General features: G+C 63.6%; 15 protein-coding genes. 10 read left to right on the top strand and 5 right to left on the bottom strand.

The annotated features are described in order from the left end of the window. Positions 1-298: 298 nt before the first annotated feature. Positions 299-1036, bottom strand: a complete 738-nt coding sequence (locus tag ACIP0B_RS14025) for a thioesterase II family protein (RefSeq protein WP_400832749.1) — start codon at positions 1034-1036, stop codon at positions 299-301. A 138-nt stretch (positions 1037-1174) separates the two neighbouring features. Between ACIP0B_RS14025 and ACIP0B_RS14020 the strand changes: the two genes are divergently transcribed. Continuing rightward, positions 1175-2308 carry a cupin-like domain-containing protein gene (locus ACIP0B_RS14020; protein ID WP_400832747.1) on the top strand — a complete coding sequence of 378 codons (1134 nt, stop codon included), beginning with the start codon at positions 1175-1177 and terminating at the stop codon, positions 2306-2308. Positions 2309-2499: 191 nt separating this feature from the next. Here ACIP0B_RS14020 and ACIP0B_RS14015 read toward each other — a convergent pair whose 3' ends face one another. Further along, entirely contained in the window at positions 2500-3672 is a 1173-nt protein-coding gene (locus tag ACIP0B_RS14015; RefSeq protein WP_400832744.1) for an MFS transporter, read from the bottom strand. A 225-nt stretch (positions 3673-3897) separates the two neighbouring features. On the opposite strand from ACIP0B_RS14015, the gene ACIP0B_RS14010 reads away from it, so the two are divergent. The 4 genes from ACIP0B_RS14010 (at position 3898) to ACIP0B_RS13995 (ending at position 7813) form a co-directional block, all read left to right on the top strand. Beyond that, complete coding sequence (locus ACIP0B_RS14010) at positions 3898-5427, top strand: family 2 encapsulin nanocompartment cargo protein terpene cyclase (protein ID WP_400832742.1); 1530 nt, start codon at positions 3898-3900, stop codon at positions 5425-5427. A gap of 440 nt (positions 5428-5867) precedes the next feature. Continuing rightward, on the top strand, positions 5868-6257 hold the full coding sequence (locus ACIP0B_RS14005; protein WP_400832739.1) for a hypothetical protein: 390 nt from the start codon (positions 5868-5870) through the stop codon (positions 6255-6257). Between the two features lie 11 nt (positions 6258-6268). Beyond that, entirely contained in the window at positions 6269-6901 is a 633-nt protein-coding gene (locus ACIP0B_RS14000) for a BRCT domain-containing protein (RefSeq protein ID WP_400832736.1), read from the top strand. A 12-nt stretch (positions 6902-6913) separates the two neighbouring features. Further along, on the top strand, positions 6914-7813 hold the full coding sequence (locus ACIP0B_RS13995; RefSeq protein WP_400832733.1) for an alpha/beta fold hydrolase: 900 nt from the start codon (positions 6914-6916) through the stop codon (positions 7811-7813). Positions 7814-7830: 17 nt separating this feature from the next. Here the strand turns inward: ACIP0B_RS13995 and ACIP0B_RS13990 are convergent, their stop codons facing one another. Then, the gene (locus ACIP0B_RS13990; protein WP_400832731.1) at positions 7831-8817 is read right to left on the bottom strand and encodes a GlxA family transcriptional regulator; all 987 of its coding nucleotides are present in this window, start codon (positions 8815-8817) and stop codon (positions 7831-7833) included. Between the two features lie 89 nt (positions 8818-8906). Between ACIP0B_RS13990 and inhA the strand changes: the two genes are divergently transcribed. The 3 genes from inhA (at position 8907) to ACIP0B_RS13975 (ending at position 12490) form a co-directional block, all read left to right on the top strand. After that, complete coding sequence (gene inhA, locus ACIP0B_RS13985) at positions 8907-9593, top strand: isonitrile hydratase (protein ID WP_400832728.1); 687 nt, start codon at positions 8907-8909, stop codon at positions 9591-9593. A gap of 437 nt (positions 9594-10030) precedes the next feature. Further along, positions 10031-10822, top strand: a complete 792-nt coding sequence (locus ACIP0B_RS13980) for a type II CAAX prenyl endopeptidase Rce1 family protein (protein ID WP_400832725.1) — start codon at positions 10031-10033, stop codon at positions 10820-10822. 102 nt (positions 10823-10924) lie between these two features. Next, the gene (locus ACIP0B_RS13975; RefSeq protein WP_085577551.1) at positions 10925-12490 is read left to right on the top strand and encodes a PAS domain-containing methyl-accepting chemotaxis protein; all 1566 of its coding nucleotides are present in this window, start codon (positions 10925-10927) and stop codon (positions 12488-12490) included. Between the two features lie 86 nt (positions 12491-12576). On the opposite strand, the gene ACIP0B_RS13970 is transcribed toward ACIP0B_RS13975, so the two are convergent. Continuing rightward, positions 12577-12936 (bottom strand): DUF6124 family protein, encoded by a 360-nt coding sequence (locus tag ACIP0B_RS13970; RefSeq protein ID WP_400832721.1) that lies wholly within the window; start codon positions 12934-12936, stop codon positions 12577-12579. Positions 12937-13407: 471 nt separating this feature from the next. On the opposite strand from ACIP0B_RS13970, the gene ACIP0B_RS13965 reads away from it, so the two are divergent. After that, positions 13408-13602: a hypothetical protein gene (locus ACIP0B_RS13965; RefSeq protein ID WP_400832718.1), complete on the top strand. Its 195-nt coding sequence runs from the start codon at positions 13408-13410 to the stop codon at positions 13600-13602. Between the two features lie 1234 nt (positions 13603-14836). Here ACIP0B_RS13965 and ACIP0B_RS13960 read toward each other — a convergent pair. After that, positions 14837-15529 carry an alpha/beta family hydrolase gene (locus tag ACIP0B_RS13960; protein ID WP_400832715.1) on the bottom strand — a complete coding sequence of 231 codons (693 nt, stop codon included), beginning with the start codon at positions 15527-15529 and terminating at the stop codon, positions 14837-14839. A gap of 96 nt (positions 15530-15625) precedes the next feature. Here ACIP0B_RS13960 and ACIP0B_RS13955 point away from each other — a divergent pair. Continuing rightward, positions 15626-15751 (top strand): hypothetical protein (locus ACIP0B_RS13955; RefSeq protein WP_400832771.1); only part of this gene is annotated, 126 nt, incomplete at its 3' end.

Genomic DNA, 15751 nt, shown 5'->3' with positions numbered 1-15751 from the left:
TTCTTAGCATCCGGATTCAGTAGGCAAGAAGCACAAAGGCACGTCGTCCCTATAAAACGAATCCAGACCTGAAAAATTAGCGATTGAGAACAACTATCAGAGGGGAGGCAAAGCGGGGGCGCAGGAGTGAATTCTTCGAGGTGGGAGCGGCTGTCTTGCCCTTGCCCTGCGCTGCCTGGGCTGGCGCCCACCGGGTTTGCGGTGGCCGCAGATTTTGCATTCACCCGGCACTCTGTGGGAGCCAGCCTGCTGGCGATGGCGTCAGTGAGGGCACCGCCTGCAGGACTGGAGGGGGAAGTCAGGCGCTCACGGCCAGCGCATGCCGCCGGTGATGGATCTCCAGTTGGTCCTTGATCACCTTCAGCACCTTGGCCTCGTGCTCATGGATGAAGAAATGCCCGCCGGCCAGCATGTCCACCGAGAAGCTGCCGCGGGTTTCCTTGCTCCAGCCGATCAGCTGTTCGGTGGTGGCGCGGTCGGCCTTGCCGCCGAGCACGTGCACCGGGCAGTTGAGCAAGGGCCGCTGCAACGGCTCGAACGTGCCGCAGAGCAGGAAGTCGGCGCGCAGGATCGGCAGGGTCAGCCCCATCAACTCTTTATTGGCCAGCACCTCTTCGCTGGTGCCGTTGAGCGTGCGCAACTGCTCGATCAGTTCGGCATCGGTCTTGGGGTCGGCGAAGCCGCGGTCGTAGTCGGCCCGCAGGGTCGGCGCCGCCGTGCCCGAGGCGAACAGCGCTACCGGCTCCGGGCAGCCCAGCGCGCGCAGGGCATGGGCCAGCTCGCAGGCCAGCAGCGCACCGAGGCTGTGGCCGAACAGTGCGTAAGGGGTCTTCAGCGCCGGGCGCAGTTCTTTGGCCAGCTGCATCGCCAGCACCCGCATGTCGGTGTGCAGCGGCTCGTCGAACCGGGCGCCGCGCCCCGGCAGTTCCACCGGCTGCAATTGCAGCCATTGCGGCAGCTTGGGCCGCCAGCGGCTGTAGACCATGGCACTGGCGCCGGAATACGGCAGGCACAGCAGGGTCAACTTGGTCACCACGCATCCCTCTCATGAACGTCTCTATAGAGGGGGTACGGATGACCCGCCCGGCAAATTAGTCGGCGCCCGGTAAATTCCGCCATGGGGCGCTCGTTAACCGTTCAGACCAAAACAACAACGTCACAGCGGGGAATCACCGTGGATCTGCACAGCATTCTGGGCAAACTGTTCGCCAATGCCGGCGCCGTCGGCATCGAAGGCGTGTTCCAATTCGTGTTCGGCCCGCAGGCGGCGTACTGGGCCGAGGTCGGAACCGCCAGCCGCACCGGGCCCGGGCGCCACGCCAGCCCCGATGTGACCATCGAGGTGGCGGAGCAGGATTTCCTCGGGATCATGGGCGGCACGGCCAACGTCGAAGAACTGTTCGCCAGCGGTCGCCTGAAGATCGGCGGCAACATGGGCCTGGCCACGCTGCTCCCGCAGATCATCGACCAGGCCATGCACGGCGGCGCCCCGACCGAAAAGGTCGACATGAACAAGCGCTACCCGACGCCGGCGCGCGTCAGCGAGCGGCTCACCGCCGGGCTTCCGGTGCAGACCCAGGTCGAACGGCGCCCGCGCAGCGAATTGCCGGTGGACGAATTCAGGCGCCGCTACCTGCCCCAGGGCATCCCCGTGGTGATCAGCAATGCGCTGCACGACTGGCCGCTGTTCAACCTAAGCCGCGAAGAATCGCTTGAGCATTTCGCCGAGCTGCAAGGCATCACCCGCCACGGCGATTACGTGAAGAAGACCTTCTCCACGGAGCGGGACTTTCGCTCCACGTCCATGGCCGACTTCATCGCCTCCCTCGACAGCCCGGCGGTCAAGGGCGAAAACGGCGAGCCGCCGGCCTACATGGGCAACAACATCCTGCCGGCCAAGCTGATGGAGCAGATCCGCCTGCCGGCCTACTTCGACGCCGCCCTGTTCATCCCGCCCAGGATCTGGATCGGCCCCAAAGGCACCCTCACCCCGCTGCACCGCGACGACACCGACAACCTGTTCGCCCAGGTCTGGGGCCAGAAGCGGTTCACCCTCGCCGCGCCCCATCACCGCGAAGCGCTGGGCACCTGGTCCACCGCGCCGGAAGGCGGCCTGGACGGCTGCGACTTCAACCCGGACGCGCCGGACTACGAACGTTTCCCCACCGCCCGCGACGTGACGTTCATGCGGGTGGTGCTGGAGGCCGGGGACCTGCTGTTCCTGCCTGAGGGCTGGTTCCATCAGGTGGAGTCGGTCTCGACTTCGCTGTCGGTGAACTTCTGGGTGAACTCCGGCCGGGGCTGGTGACGTGTGATGAGGGGGCTGGTGGCCTATGGTCTGTGACCTGTGACCTGTGGCCTGTGGCCTGTGGCCTGTGACCTGTGGCGAGGGAGCTTGCTCCCGCTGGCCTGCGCAGCAGGCCCCTTCACATGGTTGGACAAAAGGGCCGCTTCGCGCCCCAGCGGGAGCAAGCTCCCTCGCCACAGGGGCTCCCACCGCTATTTGAGGTGGCGGTAGCTCTGGATCGCAGAACCCAGCACCACCGCCCCCGCCGCGATCGCCAGCCAGAAACCGCTGCGGGCGCCGAAGGCATCCACCAGCGCGCCGGAACCGGCCGCGCCCACCGCCACGCCGATGCTCAGGCCAGTGACCAGCCAGGTCAGCCCTTCGGTGAGCTTGGCCGGCGGCACGATGCGCTCGACCAGCGCCATCGCGACGATCAGGGTCGGCGAGAAAAACAGCCCGGCGATGAACACCGCCACCGACAGCCCGAAGATGTTGCCCGCCAGCAACAGCGGCAGCGTGGTCACCGCCGTCGCCGTCCCGCCGTACATGAACAGCTGCGGCAGCGGCAGCCGCGAACGCATCGCCCCGAACGCGATGCCGGCCAGGCACGAACCGATGGCGTACACCGACAGCACGATGCTCGCCGCCGCCGGCTGCCCCTGCTGCTGGGCGAAGGCCACGCTGACCACGTCCACCACGCCGACGATGACACCCATGGCGACCATCAGCAGTAACAGCAGGCGGATGTCCGGCGAGCGGATGATCGAACCCTGATGGTGTTCTTCGTGAGGATGCACCGGCGGCTCGGTGCTGCGCTGGGCCACGAACGCGGTGACGCCCACCGCCAGCATCAGCAGCGCCGCCAGCGGACCGGCCTCGGGGAACACCGCCACGCACAGGCCCACCGACAGCGGCGGGCCGACGATGAAGCAGACTTCGTCGAGCACCGACTCCAGCGCGTAGGCGGTCTGCAACTGCGGCTGGCCGCGGTAGATCTCGGTCCAGCGCGCCCGCACCATCGCCGACATGCTCGGCATGCAGCCGGCCAATGCGGCGAAGACGAACAGCGTCCAGTACGGCGCCTGCAAGCGGGTGCACAGCAGCAACATCAGCAGCGCCCCGCCGCCGATCAGCGCCGACACCGGCAGCACCCGGCCCTGGCCGAACCGGTCCACCAGCCGCGACACCTGCGGCGCGCAGAACGCCGTGGCCAGCGCGAACGTCGCCGCCACCCCGCCGGCCAGGCTGTAGCCGCCCTTGAGTTGGGACAGCATGGTGATCACGCCGATGCCGGTCATGGAAATCGGCATGCGCGCGATCATCCCGGCGATCACAAAGTTGCGGGCGCCGGGGGCGTTGAACAGTTCGCGGTAAGGGTTGGCCATCGGTTGCGGTCTCGTCAGGGGCCTGCAACTTGCCACAAAGGCCGGTGGGCGCAAAAGCGCCGAATTGTTGGTGGAGTGTGAAGCCCGCGTCCGTCGGGCCGTTTGGCGAAACCTGCCGCGCCGGACTATTTTTTCAACGTTACCGATCACCCACGCCTGTTGTTCACCAGCCAGTCGGGTCAGCCGTCACGCCCAGCCGCGAAGGCCTTCAAACGAGCCAAAGCCATGGAAGAGATGCTGATCCTGGTCTCCCCCCAAGACCGCCCCACGGGCTGCGCGCCCAAGATGCAGGTGCACCGCCAGGGCCTGCGCCACCGCGCCTTTTCCATCTTCATCTTCGACCTGCACGGGCGCTTGCTGCTGCAGCGGCGCGCCGCCGGCAAGTACCATTCCGCCGGCCTGTGGACCAACACCTGCTGCGGGCATCCCCGGCCGGGCGAGCGCACCCCGGCGGCCGCCCGACGTCGCCTCCGGGAAGAGATGGGCCTCGACTGCGAACTGCTCGAAGTCACCGCGATGCTCTACCGCGAACAGGTGACCGACCAGCTCATCGAGCATGAATACGACCACATCCTGACCGGGTTCAGCGCGGCCGACCCGCAGGCCAATCCCGAAGAGGCCCAGGACTGGCAATGGCTGACGCTGGAGGCGCTGACGCAGCAACTGCTCACGAGCCCGGAGCGGTTCACCGTGTGGCTGCGGCGCATCTTCGAGACGTTCGGCGCCGACACCGTCGGGCGCTGGGCCGAGACCGCCCGCCAGCGCTTTGCCGGTGCAACGCCTGCGCCTTCCTCGGCCTGGCACGTGCCGCCCCTGCATTGCCCTGCCCCGTTTCGCCTCGACGACGCGCTGGCGGACACCGTCGATGACCTGCTGCTGCCGTGGGTCGCCCAGATCGGCATCTTCGACGGCCAACTCGACAAGATCCGCGCATCGGGCTTCGGCCGCTTCGCCACGCTGTGCCACACCGACACCGACGACCCCGACCGCCTGCTGCTCTCGGCGCAATGCATCGCCGCCCTGTTCGCCGTGGACGATCACTACTGCGACGACGAGCGCACCGGCTCGCAGCCCCGGCGGGTCGGCCCGCGCCTGTCGGTGGCCCTCGCCGCGCTGGAGCCGGTGCACCTGACCGCGCCGTTCCACGCCGACCTCGTCCACGCCCTGGAGCGCGACCCGGTGCTGCTGGCGCTGCAGGCCTACATGACCCGGGTCGAAGCGTTCGCCACCCCGGCCCAGACCGCCCGGGTGCGCCATGAAATCATCGCCATGTTCGTCACCATGACGGCCGAAGCGGCGTGGCGCACCGAAGGCATCGACCCGGCGCTGTGGGAGTACCTGGCGCAGCGCCAGACCAATAGCTTCCTGCCGTGCATGTCGTTGATCGACGTGATCGGCGGCTATGAGCTGCCGGCCAACGTCTACAGCCATCCGGCGGTGCGGCGGGTCACGACCCTGGCCGCCAGCGCCACGATCATCGCCAACGACCTGTTCTCGGCGCCCAAGGAAAGCCTGGCGGCCATCGGCGACTTCAATCTGCCGGGGTTGCTGATCCGGGACCTGAACTGCTCCCCGCAGGAAGCCATGACCCGCAGCGCGGCCATCCACGATCAGGTGATGCGTCTGTATGAAGACGCCGAACGGACGTTGCTGGCCGACGCCGACCCGTTGCTCGCCCGCTACCTGAAAGGTGTGAAGAGCTGGGTGGCGGGCAGCCTGGAGTGGCATCGCCACAGCGGCCGCTACCGGGTCTGAGGCCGAACGGGAGCGCAGCACTGTTGGCAGCCATGGGACGTCATCATTTTTCGCCAGAGGCTGTCAGACATATCCCGCATCAATCCCCATTCGCGGAAATAATTCCTACAACAATTAAACGTTTCGCATCCTTCGGTGACGAGGGAACTTGCTTCCATCGGGAGCGAAACGGCTCCCTCCTTTGTGCCACCGAACTTTGACTGAAACAGCTCAAGCCCCGGATTTGCGGCTGATATGCCGCCGAGCGGGAGCAATCGCCCTCGCCGCAGAGGGCGTCCGGAAGGCCTACAAATGTTCAACAAATGCCGCGCAATGCCTCCCCCCGTAACTTGCACTTACACCCTGAAATACCTTGTTGCCAGCCGTGTCGCCCGCCCCTACCATCCACCGCAACGGGCACAGCGGAGCTGTCCAATAAAACCCGATTTCAAGGAACCAGAATGAGCCAGCGCATCCACCGTCAGATCGACGTTCCCCTTCGCACGGGCCTGACCCGCAGCCAGTTGTGGGAAGCCCACGACAAAGGCCTGATCAAATGCTGGGAGATCGGCCGCCAGCGCGCCGTGCGCTTTCCCGATCTGGCCAAGCGCTGTCTGGCCGACGAACTGCCGGTGCTGGGCTGGAAAGGCGGAGTCAGCCGCAGCCTGAAAAAGAACGAAAAGTACGGTTCCCTCAAATACCTGGCCGAATGGCAGGGCCTGCGCGGCGAGCATCTGGACATCGATCTGGATGAGGAACGCGCGCTGACCTGCTCACGCACCCGCATGGTGGTGACGTTCACGCCGGATCGGAGCAAGTATTTCAATCAGGTGGCGGAAGCTGAAGCTTAAGGAGAAGCGCAATGGTCGATCTGCATCAAGAGTTTCAAAACAGCAGGTTCTTTCATCAGGCCCGAATCGACCGTCGCTCTGTTGACGCGCTGGTAGGAATCGCTGCCGGGCTTGCCGCAGACGGCAAGATCAATCAACAGGAAGCAGAATTTCTCAAGACCTGGATTGAAACTCACTTGACCCATCTGAGTGATCCGGTCGTCAACATCCTTTACAGGCGTCTCGACGACATGCTGAGTGACGGCATTCTTGACGCAGATGAGTCAGTCGAACTGCTGGAAATGCTGCACCAATTCGCAGGTCTTCCTGTCACCGCCAAGCAGCCCTTCGTTGCCTCGACCTCTCTTCCTCTCGACAACCCCGCCCCGGCGTTGAGCTGGGCGGATCGTGTCTTTCTGTTCACGGGTGTCATGGCCTACGGCCCGCGCAAGGAATGTGAAGCTCTGGTTGTGGAGCGAGGTGGCGTGATCGGCGGCTCAGTTAGCAAAAAAATTCATTTTCTGGTGGTGGGCAGCATCGGTAATGATCAATGGCTTCACAGCACCTATGGCACCAAGATCAAGAAAGCCGTCGAGCTTCGGGACAGCGGTGTGCCGATTGCCATCATCAGCGAAGACCATTGGCAGAAGGTGTTATTCGGATAACGGGAGAGTGAAATGACCCAAGCCGTGATGCAACGTTGCAAGACCGTCAGCCTGACCATCGCCTATGAGCAGCACGGCCCGGGCGACGGCGCTGCGGTCATCCTCCTCCACGGTTTCCCCTACTCCCCCCGCGCCTACGACGAAATCGCCCCGGCCCTCGCCGCCGAGGGCTGCCGGGTGATCGTTCCGTACCTGCGCGGTTACGGTCCGACCCGGTTCAACCGTGCGGACACGTTGCGCTCCGGTCAGCAGGCGGCGCTGGCCCAGGACCTGCTGGACCTGATGGATGCGCTGGGCATCGACCGGGCCACGCTGTGCGGCTACGACTGGGGCGGCCGGGCCGCGTGCGTCGTGGCGGCGCTGTTTCCCGAGCGGGTGCGCGGGCTGGTCACCGGCGACGGCTACAACCTGCAGAACATCCCGGCCTCCGTCCGGCCGCTGGATCCCGCCACCGAGCACCTGTACTGGTATCAGTACTATTTCCACACGCCCCGCGGCGTCGAGGGCCTGACGCAGAACCGGCGGGCGCTGTGCGAACTGCTCTGGCGCCTGTGGTCGCCCACCTGGGCCCGCAATGCCGAGCGCTATCCCCTGACCGCCCCGGCCTTCGACAACCCGGACTTCGTCGAGGTGGTGATCCACTCCTACCGTCACCGCTTCATGTACGCACCGGGTGACCCCGCGCTGGAATGGATGGAGAAAGCCCTGGAGCAACAGCCGGCGATCAGCGTGCCGACCGTTTCCCTGTGCGGCGCCGACGACGGCGTCGGCCCCGCACAGGAAGAAGACGAAGACGCCGACCGCTTCACCGGCCCCTACGAGCGCCGGGTGCTGGCCGGTGTCGGGCACAACATTCCCGAAGAGGCGCCGCAGGAGACGCTGAGGGCGTTGCGGGATCTGTTGCGCGCCTGAGGGTCAGCCCCCGATCATCACGCGTCCGCCAACCCCACCGAAAACCGCTCCCGGTACGCCTGCGGCGTCACCCCCATGGCCCGCAGGAAACTGCGGCGCAGGGTCTCTTCGCTGCCGAAGCCGCAGTTGGCGGCGATCCGCTTGACCGGCAGTCCGGTGTCGCTCAGCAGCCGGCGGGCGGTTTCGACGCGGATCTGCTCGATGGCACGGGCCGGGGTCTGGCCGGTGTCGGCGCGGTAGTGGCGCACGAAGCTGCGCTCGCTCATGCCGGCCTGTTCGGCCAGGGCCGCGATGCCCAGGTCGCAGGTGAGGTTTTCGGTGATCCACGCATGCAGGTCGTCGAACCGGTTGCCTTGCCGGTGCAGCGACTGGTTCTGCAGCGACAGCATCACGCTGAACTGCGACTGCCCGCCCGGCCGCTTGAGGAACACCACCAGATGGCGGGCGACCTCCAGGGCGATGTCGCGGCCCAGATCCTCCTCCACCATGGCCAGCGCCAGGTCGATGCCGGCGGTGACGCCCGCCGAAGTCCAGACCGGGCCGTCGTTGATGAAGATCGGATTGGCCTCGACCCGAAGCTTGGGGTGCTGGCGGGCCAGTTGCTCGCAGCGCGTCCAGTGGGTGACCACCCGGCGCCCGTCCAGCCAGCCGCTGGCGGCCAACAGAAATGCGCCGGTGCACACCGAGGCCACGCGCCGGCACGTGGCGGCATGCGTGCGCACCCACTCGACCAGCGGCAGGTCCTCGGCGGCGGGATAGATGCCCCAGCCGCCGGCGATGATCAACGTGTCGCTGGGGGCCTGCGGCAACGGTTCGGCCAGCAGCGCCAGGCCGGCCGACGACCGCACCGCACCGCCGCCGCTGGCGACCACCGACGGCGCGTAGGGCACCGGCAGGCCGCGGTGGCGGGCGACGTCGTTGGCCGAGGCAAACACCTGCAAGGGGCCGGTGACATCGAGCACCTGGACATCGGCGAATGCGAGGACATGGATGGATTTGGGCATTTGGCGAGATTCGTGGGTTGATTGGCGTATGCGCCAAACGCTACGCGCCTACAGTGAAGCCGTCCACCCCCTCTACAGGAGTAAAAAGCATGACTGTGCAGATCGGCTTTCTGTTGTTTCCCCAGGTGCAGCAACTGGACCTGACCGGCCCCTACGATGTGCTGGCCTCGCTGCCGGGCGTGCAGGTGCACCTGGTCTGGAAGGATCTGATTCCGGTCACCGCCAGCACGGGCCTGGTGCTCAAGCCGACCGTGACCTTCGACGACTGCCCGGCGCTCGATGTGCTGTGCGTGCCCGGCGGCGCAGGCGTCGGGCCGCTGATGGAGGACGATCAGACCCTGGACTTCCTCAGGCGGCAGGCCGATCAGGCCCGGTACGTGACCTCGGTGTGCACCGGCTCCCTGGTGCTCGGTGCGGCGGGGCTGCTCAAGGGCAAACGGGCGACCACCCACTGGGCCTATCACGACCTGCTGGAAACCCTGGGGGCGATCCCGGTGAAGGACCGGGTGGTGCGCGACGGCGACCTGTTCACCGGAGGCGGCATCACCGCCGGGATCGACTTTGCGCTGGTGCTGGCGGCGGAACTGGTGGGTGCCGGCACGGCGCAATTGGTGCAACTGCAACTGGAGTACGCGCCGGCGCCGCCGTTCGATTCGGGCAGCCCGGAGCGAGCGCCGGGCCACATCGTCGAAGAAGCCGTGCGGCTCGCCGTGCCGTCTCTGAGCAAGCGCCGGCAGATCACCGAACGCGCTGCGGCGAAGCTCGGCTTGCGCTGAACCCAGAGCAACTGTCTTGCCGGGTTCCTGCGGCGCCTTGGCGGACGCCATCGCCAGCAGGCTGGCTCCCACAGGAATCCTGGTTGGCCGACAAATCTGCGGTCACCGCAAAACCCTGTGGGAGCTTGCCTGCAAGCGATGAGGCCGGCACTGCCGACATCTCTGCTGCCTGACCCACCGCCATCGCTGGCAAGCCAGCTCCCACAGAGTTCTCGGTTGAATGCAAAGTGAGGAGGCACCGCAAAACCCTGTGGGAGCGGGCTTGCCCGCGATGCGGTCTGTCAGACTCCAACGCAGGTGGCTGACATGACGCCATCGCAGGCAATCCCTCTCCCACAGGTACTGCGTGTGTCCCGGACTTTCGCTGCACCTTCACTTGTCCCCCCGCGCCTTGCCGTGTAGAAAGCAACCCCACATTCTGCGCACAAGGACTTTCCATGCCTGCCTTGCCATGGCTCTATCTCGGCCTTCTCGGCCTCGGTTACGGATGGGCGCTGAGCGTCGGCAGCCTCGGTTGGCTCGCGCTGATTTCCGTGGGCCTGCTGCTGGCCGCCGGTGTCGCCGTCCGCCAGCAGAGCCTGCCGGTGGCCCGCTATCTCGGCCATGGGCTGTTTGTCGTGCTGGCGCTGGCGTTGGCCCTGCACTGGCTGCCGGGCTTTCACAACGGCCGGGCCATCGAGCCGCAACGCTTCACCGACGACGCCGTACCGTTCTCGATGTACCTGAACCTGGACAAACCCCTGATCGGCTTCTGGCTGTTGCTGGCTTGCCCGTGGATCGTCGCGCGCCGGCCGTTGCGCCTCAAGGTGTACGCCACCACGCTGGCCCTGGTGCTGACGGCGGTGCTGGCCCTGGGCGGCGCGCTGGCGCTCGGCATCATCGCCTGGGCGCCGAAGTGGCCGGATCAGGCCTGGCTGTGGGTGCTGAACAACCTGCTGCTGGTGACACTGGTGGAGGAAGCGCTGTTTCGCGGCTATATACAGGGCGGCCTGAGCCAGCGCTTCAAGTCCCTGCCCTACGGCGACAACCTGGCGCTGCTGCTGGCGTCGCTGCTGTTCGGCCTGGCGCACCTCGGCGCCGGCTGGACGTGGGTGCTGCTGGCGAGCCTGGCAGGCGTCGGCTATGGTCTGGCCTACCGTTTCGGCGGGCTTGGCGCGGCGATCTCCACGCACTTTGCGCTGAACCTGCTGCACTTCGGGCTGTTCACCTACCCGATGCTCGCCGGGTGAGGCAAGCCCCGTTTTGCGACGCCGTACTTATTAATGAAAAAAAACTTCAATAAACGGCCAAGCCCGCCGACAACCTTTCAAAGCCTTGCGGATTGAAAAACCATGCGTAATAACCAGCCCATTACACAGCGCGAACGGACTTTCCCGGCTCAGCAACGGTTGATCTCCACAACCGACGCCAAGGGCGTGATCACCTACTGCAACGACGCTTTCGTCGAAATCAGCGGGTTCTCGCGCGAGGAACTGATCCGTGCGCCGCACAACCTGGTCCGTCACCCCGACGTCCCGGCCGCGGTGTTTTCGCACATGTGGGGCACACTGAAACAAGGCTTGCCATGGATGGGCATTGTAAAGAACCGCTGCAAGACCGGTGACCACTATTGGGTCAACGCCTATGTGACACCGGTGTTCGAAGGCAGTCAGGTGGTCGGCTACGAGTCGGTGCGGGTCAAGCCCACCGCCGAGCAGATCCGCCGTGCCGAAGCGCTCTACCAACGCATCAACCAGGGCAAGTCGGCGATTCCCAAAGCGGACAAATGGCTGCCGGTGCTCCAGGACTGGCTGCCGTTCATCCTGGTCAGCCAGCTGAGCTTCATGATCGGCGCCACGCTCAACTCCCAGTGGGGCTTCGCCCTCGCCGCCGGCCTCTCGGTGCCGCTGGGCCTGATGGGCCTGCAATGGCAGCAACGCGGCCTCAAGCGCCTGCTGCGCCTGGCCGAGCAGACCACCTCCGACCCGTTGATCGCGCAGATGTACACCGACAGCCGCGGCGCCCAGGCGCGCCTGGAGATGTCGATCCTCAGCCAGGAAGCGCGCCTGAAGACCTGCCTGACCCGCCTGCAGGACACCGCCGAGCACCTGACCGATCAGGCCAAGCAGTCCGATGCCCTGGCGCACAACAGCTCCAGCGGCCTGGAACGCCAGCGCGTGGAGACCGAACAGGTCGCCACCGCCGTCAACCAGATGGCCGCCACCACCCAGGAAGTGGCCAGCCACGTGCAGCGCACCGCCGACGCCACCCAGGAAGCCAACCGCCTGACCGGCCGCGGCCGCGACATCGCCGGCGAAACCCGCGAAGCCATCCAGCGCCTGTCGGTGGTGGTGGGCGAAACCGGCCTGACCGTGACCCAACTGGCCCGGGACAGCGACGAGATCGGCGGCGTGGTGGACGTGATCAAAGGCATCGCCGACCAGACCAACCTGCTGGCGCTCAACGCCGCCATCGAAGCGGCCCGCGCCGGCGAGATGGGCCGCGGCTTCGCCGTGGTGGCCGACGAGGTCCGCCAACTGGCGCAGCGCACCAGCGAATCCACCGGGCAGATCCACGCCCTGATCGCCAAGCTGCAACAGACCGCCACCAGCGCCGTACAGACCATGGAAGCCGGGCACCGCCAGGCCGAAGAAGGCGTGGCGCGGGTGCTTGAAGCGGACCAGGCCTTGGTGGGCATCAGCGAAGCGGTGGCCAACATCACCGACATGACCACCCAGATCGCCGCTGCGACCGAAGAGCAGAGCGCGGTGGCCGAAGAGATCAGCCGCAACATCAGCAACATCTCGGAACTGGCGGACCAGACCTCGGAACAGGCGCACAACTCGGCGCTGCTGAGCGAAGAGCTGACCAAGACGGCCAACACGCAATACTCGTTGGTGGAGCGGTTCAACCGCTGATTGTTCTGGCAACAAGAAAACCCCGGACAGCGAACGCTTCCGGGGTTTTTTATTTCTTGTTTGGCAGGGTCCGCAGTGATCGGTGACTACCGCGGCACACGGAGCCTGTCCAGCAGCCGATTCACCAGCAGCTCGTTCAACATGATCAGCTGTTGCAGCGCCAGCAGAGGCTTACGCTCCGGGCCTCTCGCTGAGTTGGCGATATTCCCGGCCATGGCGTTGGCCGACGACAGCGATTCGCAGGCTTCGACCAGCAGCGTTTCGTCATCCAGCGTGGGGTCGACGAGGTAGATGGGACGGGCCTTCGGAGGGAAGTACTCGGGGATTTCAGGGCCCAGGTAATAGTCGAGTGCGCGGTCGACGGCTTCTTTTGTCTTTTGGGACTCAAGCTTGGGGTCGTGGGAGGTTGGATCTGTAGCTGGAGGGTTGGGTGTGGCTTTGAACATGGATGTAACTCCTATCGCAGATTTCAAGGAGCCATCACCCACGCTACCAAACGATGGGTGGCGGCCATACGCGGGTTGGTAGACCGGCTGCAATAGGAACCCGGCGCTCACGAATGAGCCCCACGCATGACCACCATAAAAACGAGCCCCATACAAAAAGGGACTGCCTACAGTGTTGCCACACAGCTATTACAGACGGGCTACCAAACCCGATCACTGTTTCTCAGTGACAGGGACACGATAGAGCCCTCTCCAAGCCGCGTAAGCCGGCGGATTCTGGCGTAGGCGTAGGCAACGACGCAAGGCGTTGTGGCCCTTATGGCGTAACGGTTCGTGTACTTTCAACGCGCTCGCAAAGTTGCGTTTATGCCCTCCCCGCCCGACAGCCAAACCAGAATCGACTGACTTGCGTGCCGAAGGAGCAGGCGCCATCGTTCGCACTCATCGAGAACTCAAAATCGGGCGGCGCCAATGACCACCATCAGAAAGAACGACGAAAAGACGGTTTGCGATCAGTTGAGTTTTCTCGATGTCCGGCAAGCCGCGAGTGATGGGCAGAAAGCGTTCGATGAGTTTGTGATGTCCGGCAAGTTGCCTGTTACGGAGCAGCAGAATTCAGCATTATTGAGTTATCCAGGCTTATTGCTCGCTGACGGTGCGGATTAACGTTGATTAAGTGAGTAAAAACAAAAAACCAGACAGCGAACGCTCTTCGGCTTTTTATTTTTTGATTTGGCATTATTCGTGATGACCAGCGACCACTGAGACAAATAATAAGTCTGCCACCTTTCGACCTTCGGCAGATCACCTTAAAAGTTTAACCTTGATCGAGTCAAGCCCAATACCCATAACATTTATACAGCACGCAACTTTAATCCCTGCAATGGACAATAAGCGGGCCTCCTGGCAAATTCCAAAATTTATGCCACTGCTTATTACCTCAGAAAAACTCCCAATACCAACGCCCCTTACCACCACTTATCTTTATCGCAAACGGCGACTCCGACTTCAATTGCGATTACCTTTTACCGGATTACGCGAGAAAGGAAATTTCAAAGAGCTTTGCACCACACCTGACATTCATATAACCAAACAGCCTTAAAACCTGTCATTTCTTACAGGCCTTCCTAGCTATCTAAACAATTATACTCATAACCTCGAGCTGAGTTCGGACTAACACGGCCGCACTTGTATTTCTCTCGTAACATCCACTATTCGAAGTGGATGCTATCCTTAACAAACTGGAGACTTTGCAATGAAAAACAAACTTCTCACAGCTCTTATGATTGTTGCAGCCCTTCCTATAGCCATACCAAGTCTGCCATACGCCCAAGGCGCGGAAATCTTTACCGGCTCTGTCTCACCAAACGGTGAAATAAAATCGGGCTCGGATTGGATAGGGTCAGTAAATTTCGTCTACGGAAATTCCTCTACTGGCGGCTATATTCTCACTCTCAAAAAAACATTTACCAGCGACCCAACGTGCACCTTGAATGGACTTACTTCGGGATTCGAATCCTCCGTGACTTACAATAGCGCCACTCAGACAATTAGAGTCTTTGCGAGCTCGAGCACTTTGCAAGGCTACTCCGGACACACTTTTTTTAGTATCACGTGTACGACAGGGCAATGATTAATGCCAAGGAGCCTGTTGACATTTCACGCTAACCATTTGATAAAAAAGAGGGCGACCGTGAAAACTGAGTGCAACACCTTACCCTTTCAGTACGGTGTTGCCTCTACTGCCCCCCTACAAAACCGGACACCCACTCCCTGTTAAATTTATGCTACCGCCAAGTGTATGAATTCCGTTGAAAAACGATACTTTAAGGCACTGTGCCGATGTTGCTCGATGCCCTCTTCCCCAAAGGATCGAGAGGAAAGCGAATCTCCATACGGTTCAGGGTTTTCGTGAATCCTTGAGATAGTCAGCTACCTTCTGCGCAGTACTGGCCAAATGCTGCTCATGCGTAAACCCGGAAACCTTCAGCGGCTTCAGGTCATGATCCCCCGCCGCCAGCCAACACACCTCGACACTCGGCGATAACGCATACCCCTCGACCGTCTCGCGGTTGCCCAGGGCATCCCGCTCACCCTGCACAATCAACGTCCGCACCTTCAAAGCCGCCAGATGCTCGACCCGCGGTTTCTCCGGCTTGCCCGCCGCATAGAACGGATACCCCAGGCACACCAGCGCATCCGCGCCCAGCTCATCGGCCAGCAGGCTGGCCATGCGCCCGCCCATGGATTTGCCGCCGATGGCCAGCGGGCCGGCGACATGTCGCCGCACGTCGGCGTACACCCCGCGCCAGCATTCCAGCAGTTTCGCCGTCGGGTTCGGCGGGCGTTTGCCGCCGTCGACGCGGCGCTGGGCCATGTAGGGGAATTCAAAACGCAGCACGTTCACGCCTTGCGCGGCAAGGCGCCGGGCCATGTCGGTCATCCAGTCGCTGTCCATCGGCGCGCCGGCGCCATGAGCGAGGATCAACATCGCGTGAGCCTCGCCCGCGGCGGCGTCCCACAGCCATCCATGATCCCGCACGCACTGCGCCCATTGATCCCCGTCAATACTGGCCTTGTGCTGTTTGTCCATGCTTGCCTCGCTTTTAGTCTGCCTATAACTCCAGGCGAAGGGCGCGCGGCTTTTCTGCACGCGCGCGCTCTTCGGCTGAACCGTGGATGGGGAACCATGAACACTTCTATCAGTACCGCCTACAACTACAAGGTGGTCCGCCAATTCGCCATTATGACGGTGGTGTGGGGCATCGTCGGCATGGGCCTCGGGGTTTTTCTGGGGGCCCGAGTGGTCTGGGCC

Source organism: Pseudomonas sp. NPDC089534 (assembly GCF_044749305.1).
In the GTDB taxonomy this organism is placed as follows: Bacteria; Pseudomonadota; Gammaproteobacteria; order Pseudomonadales; family Pseudomonadaceae; genus Aquipseudomonas; species Aquipseudomonas ekonensis.
This window is presented reverse-complemented; position numbering and strand designations above follow the sequence as displayed.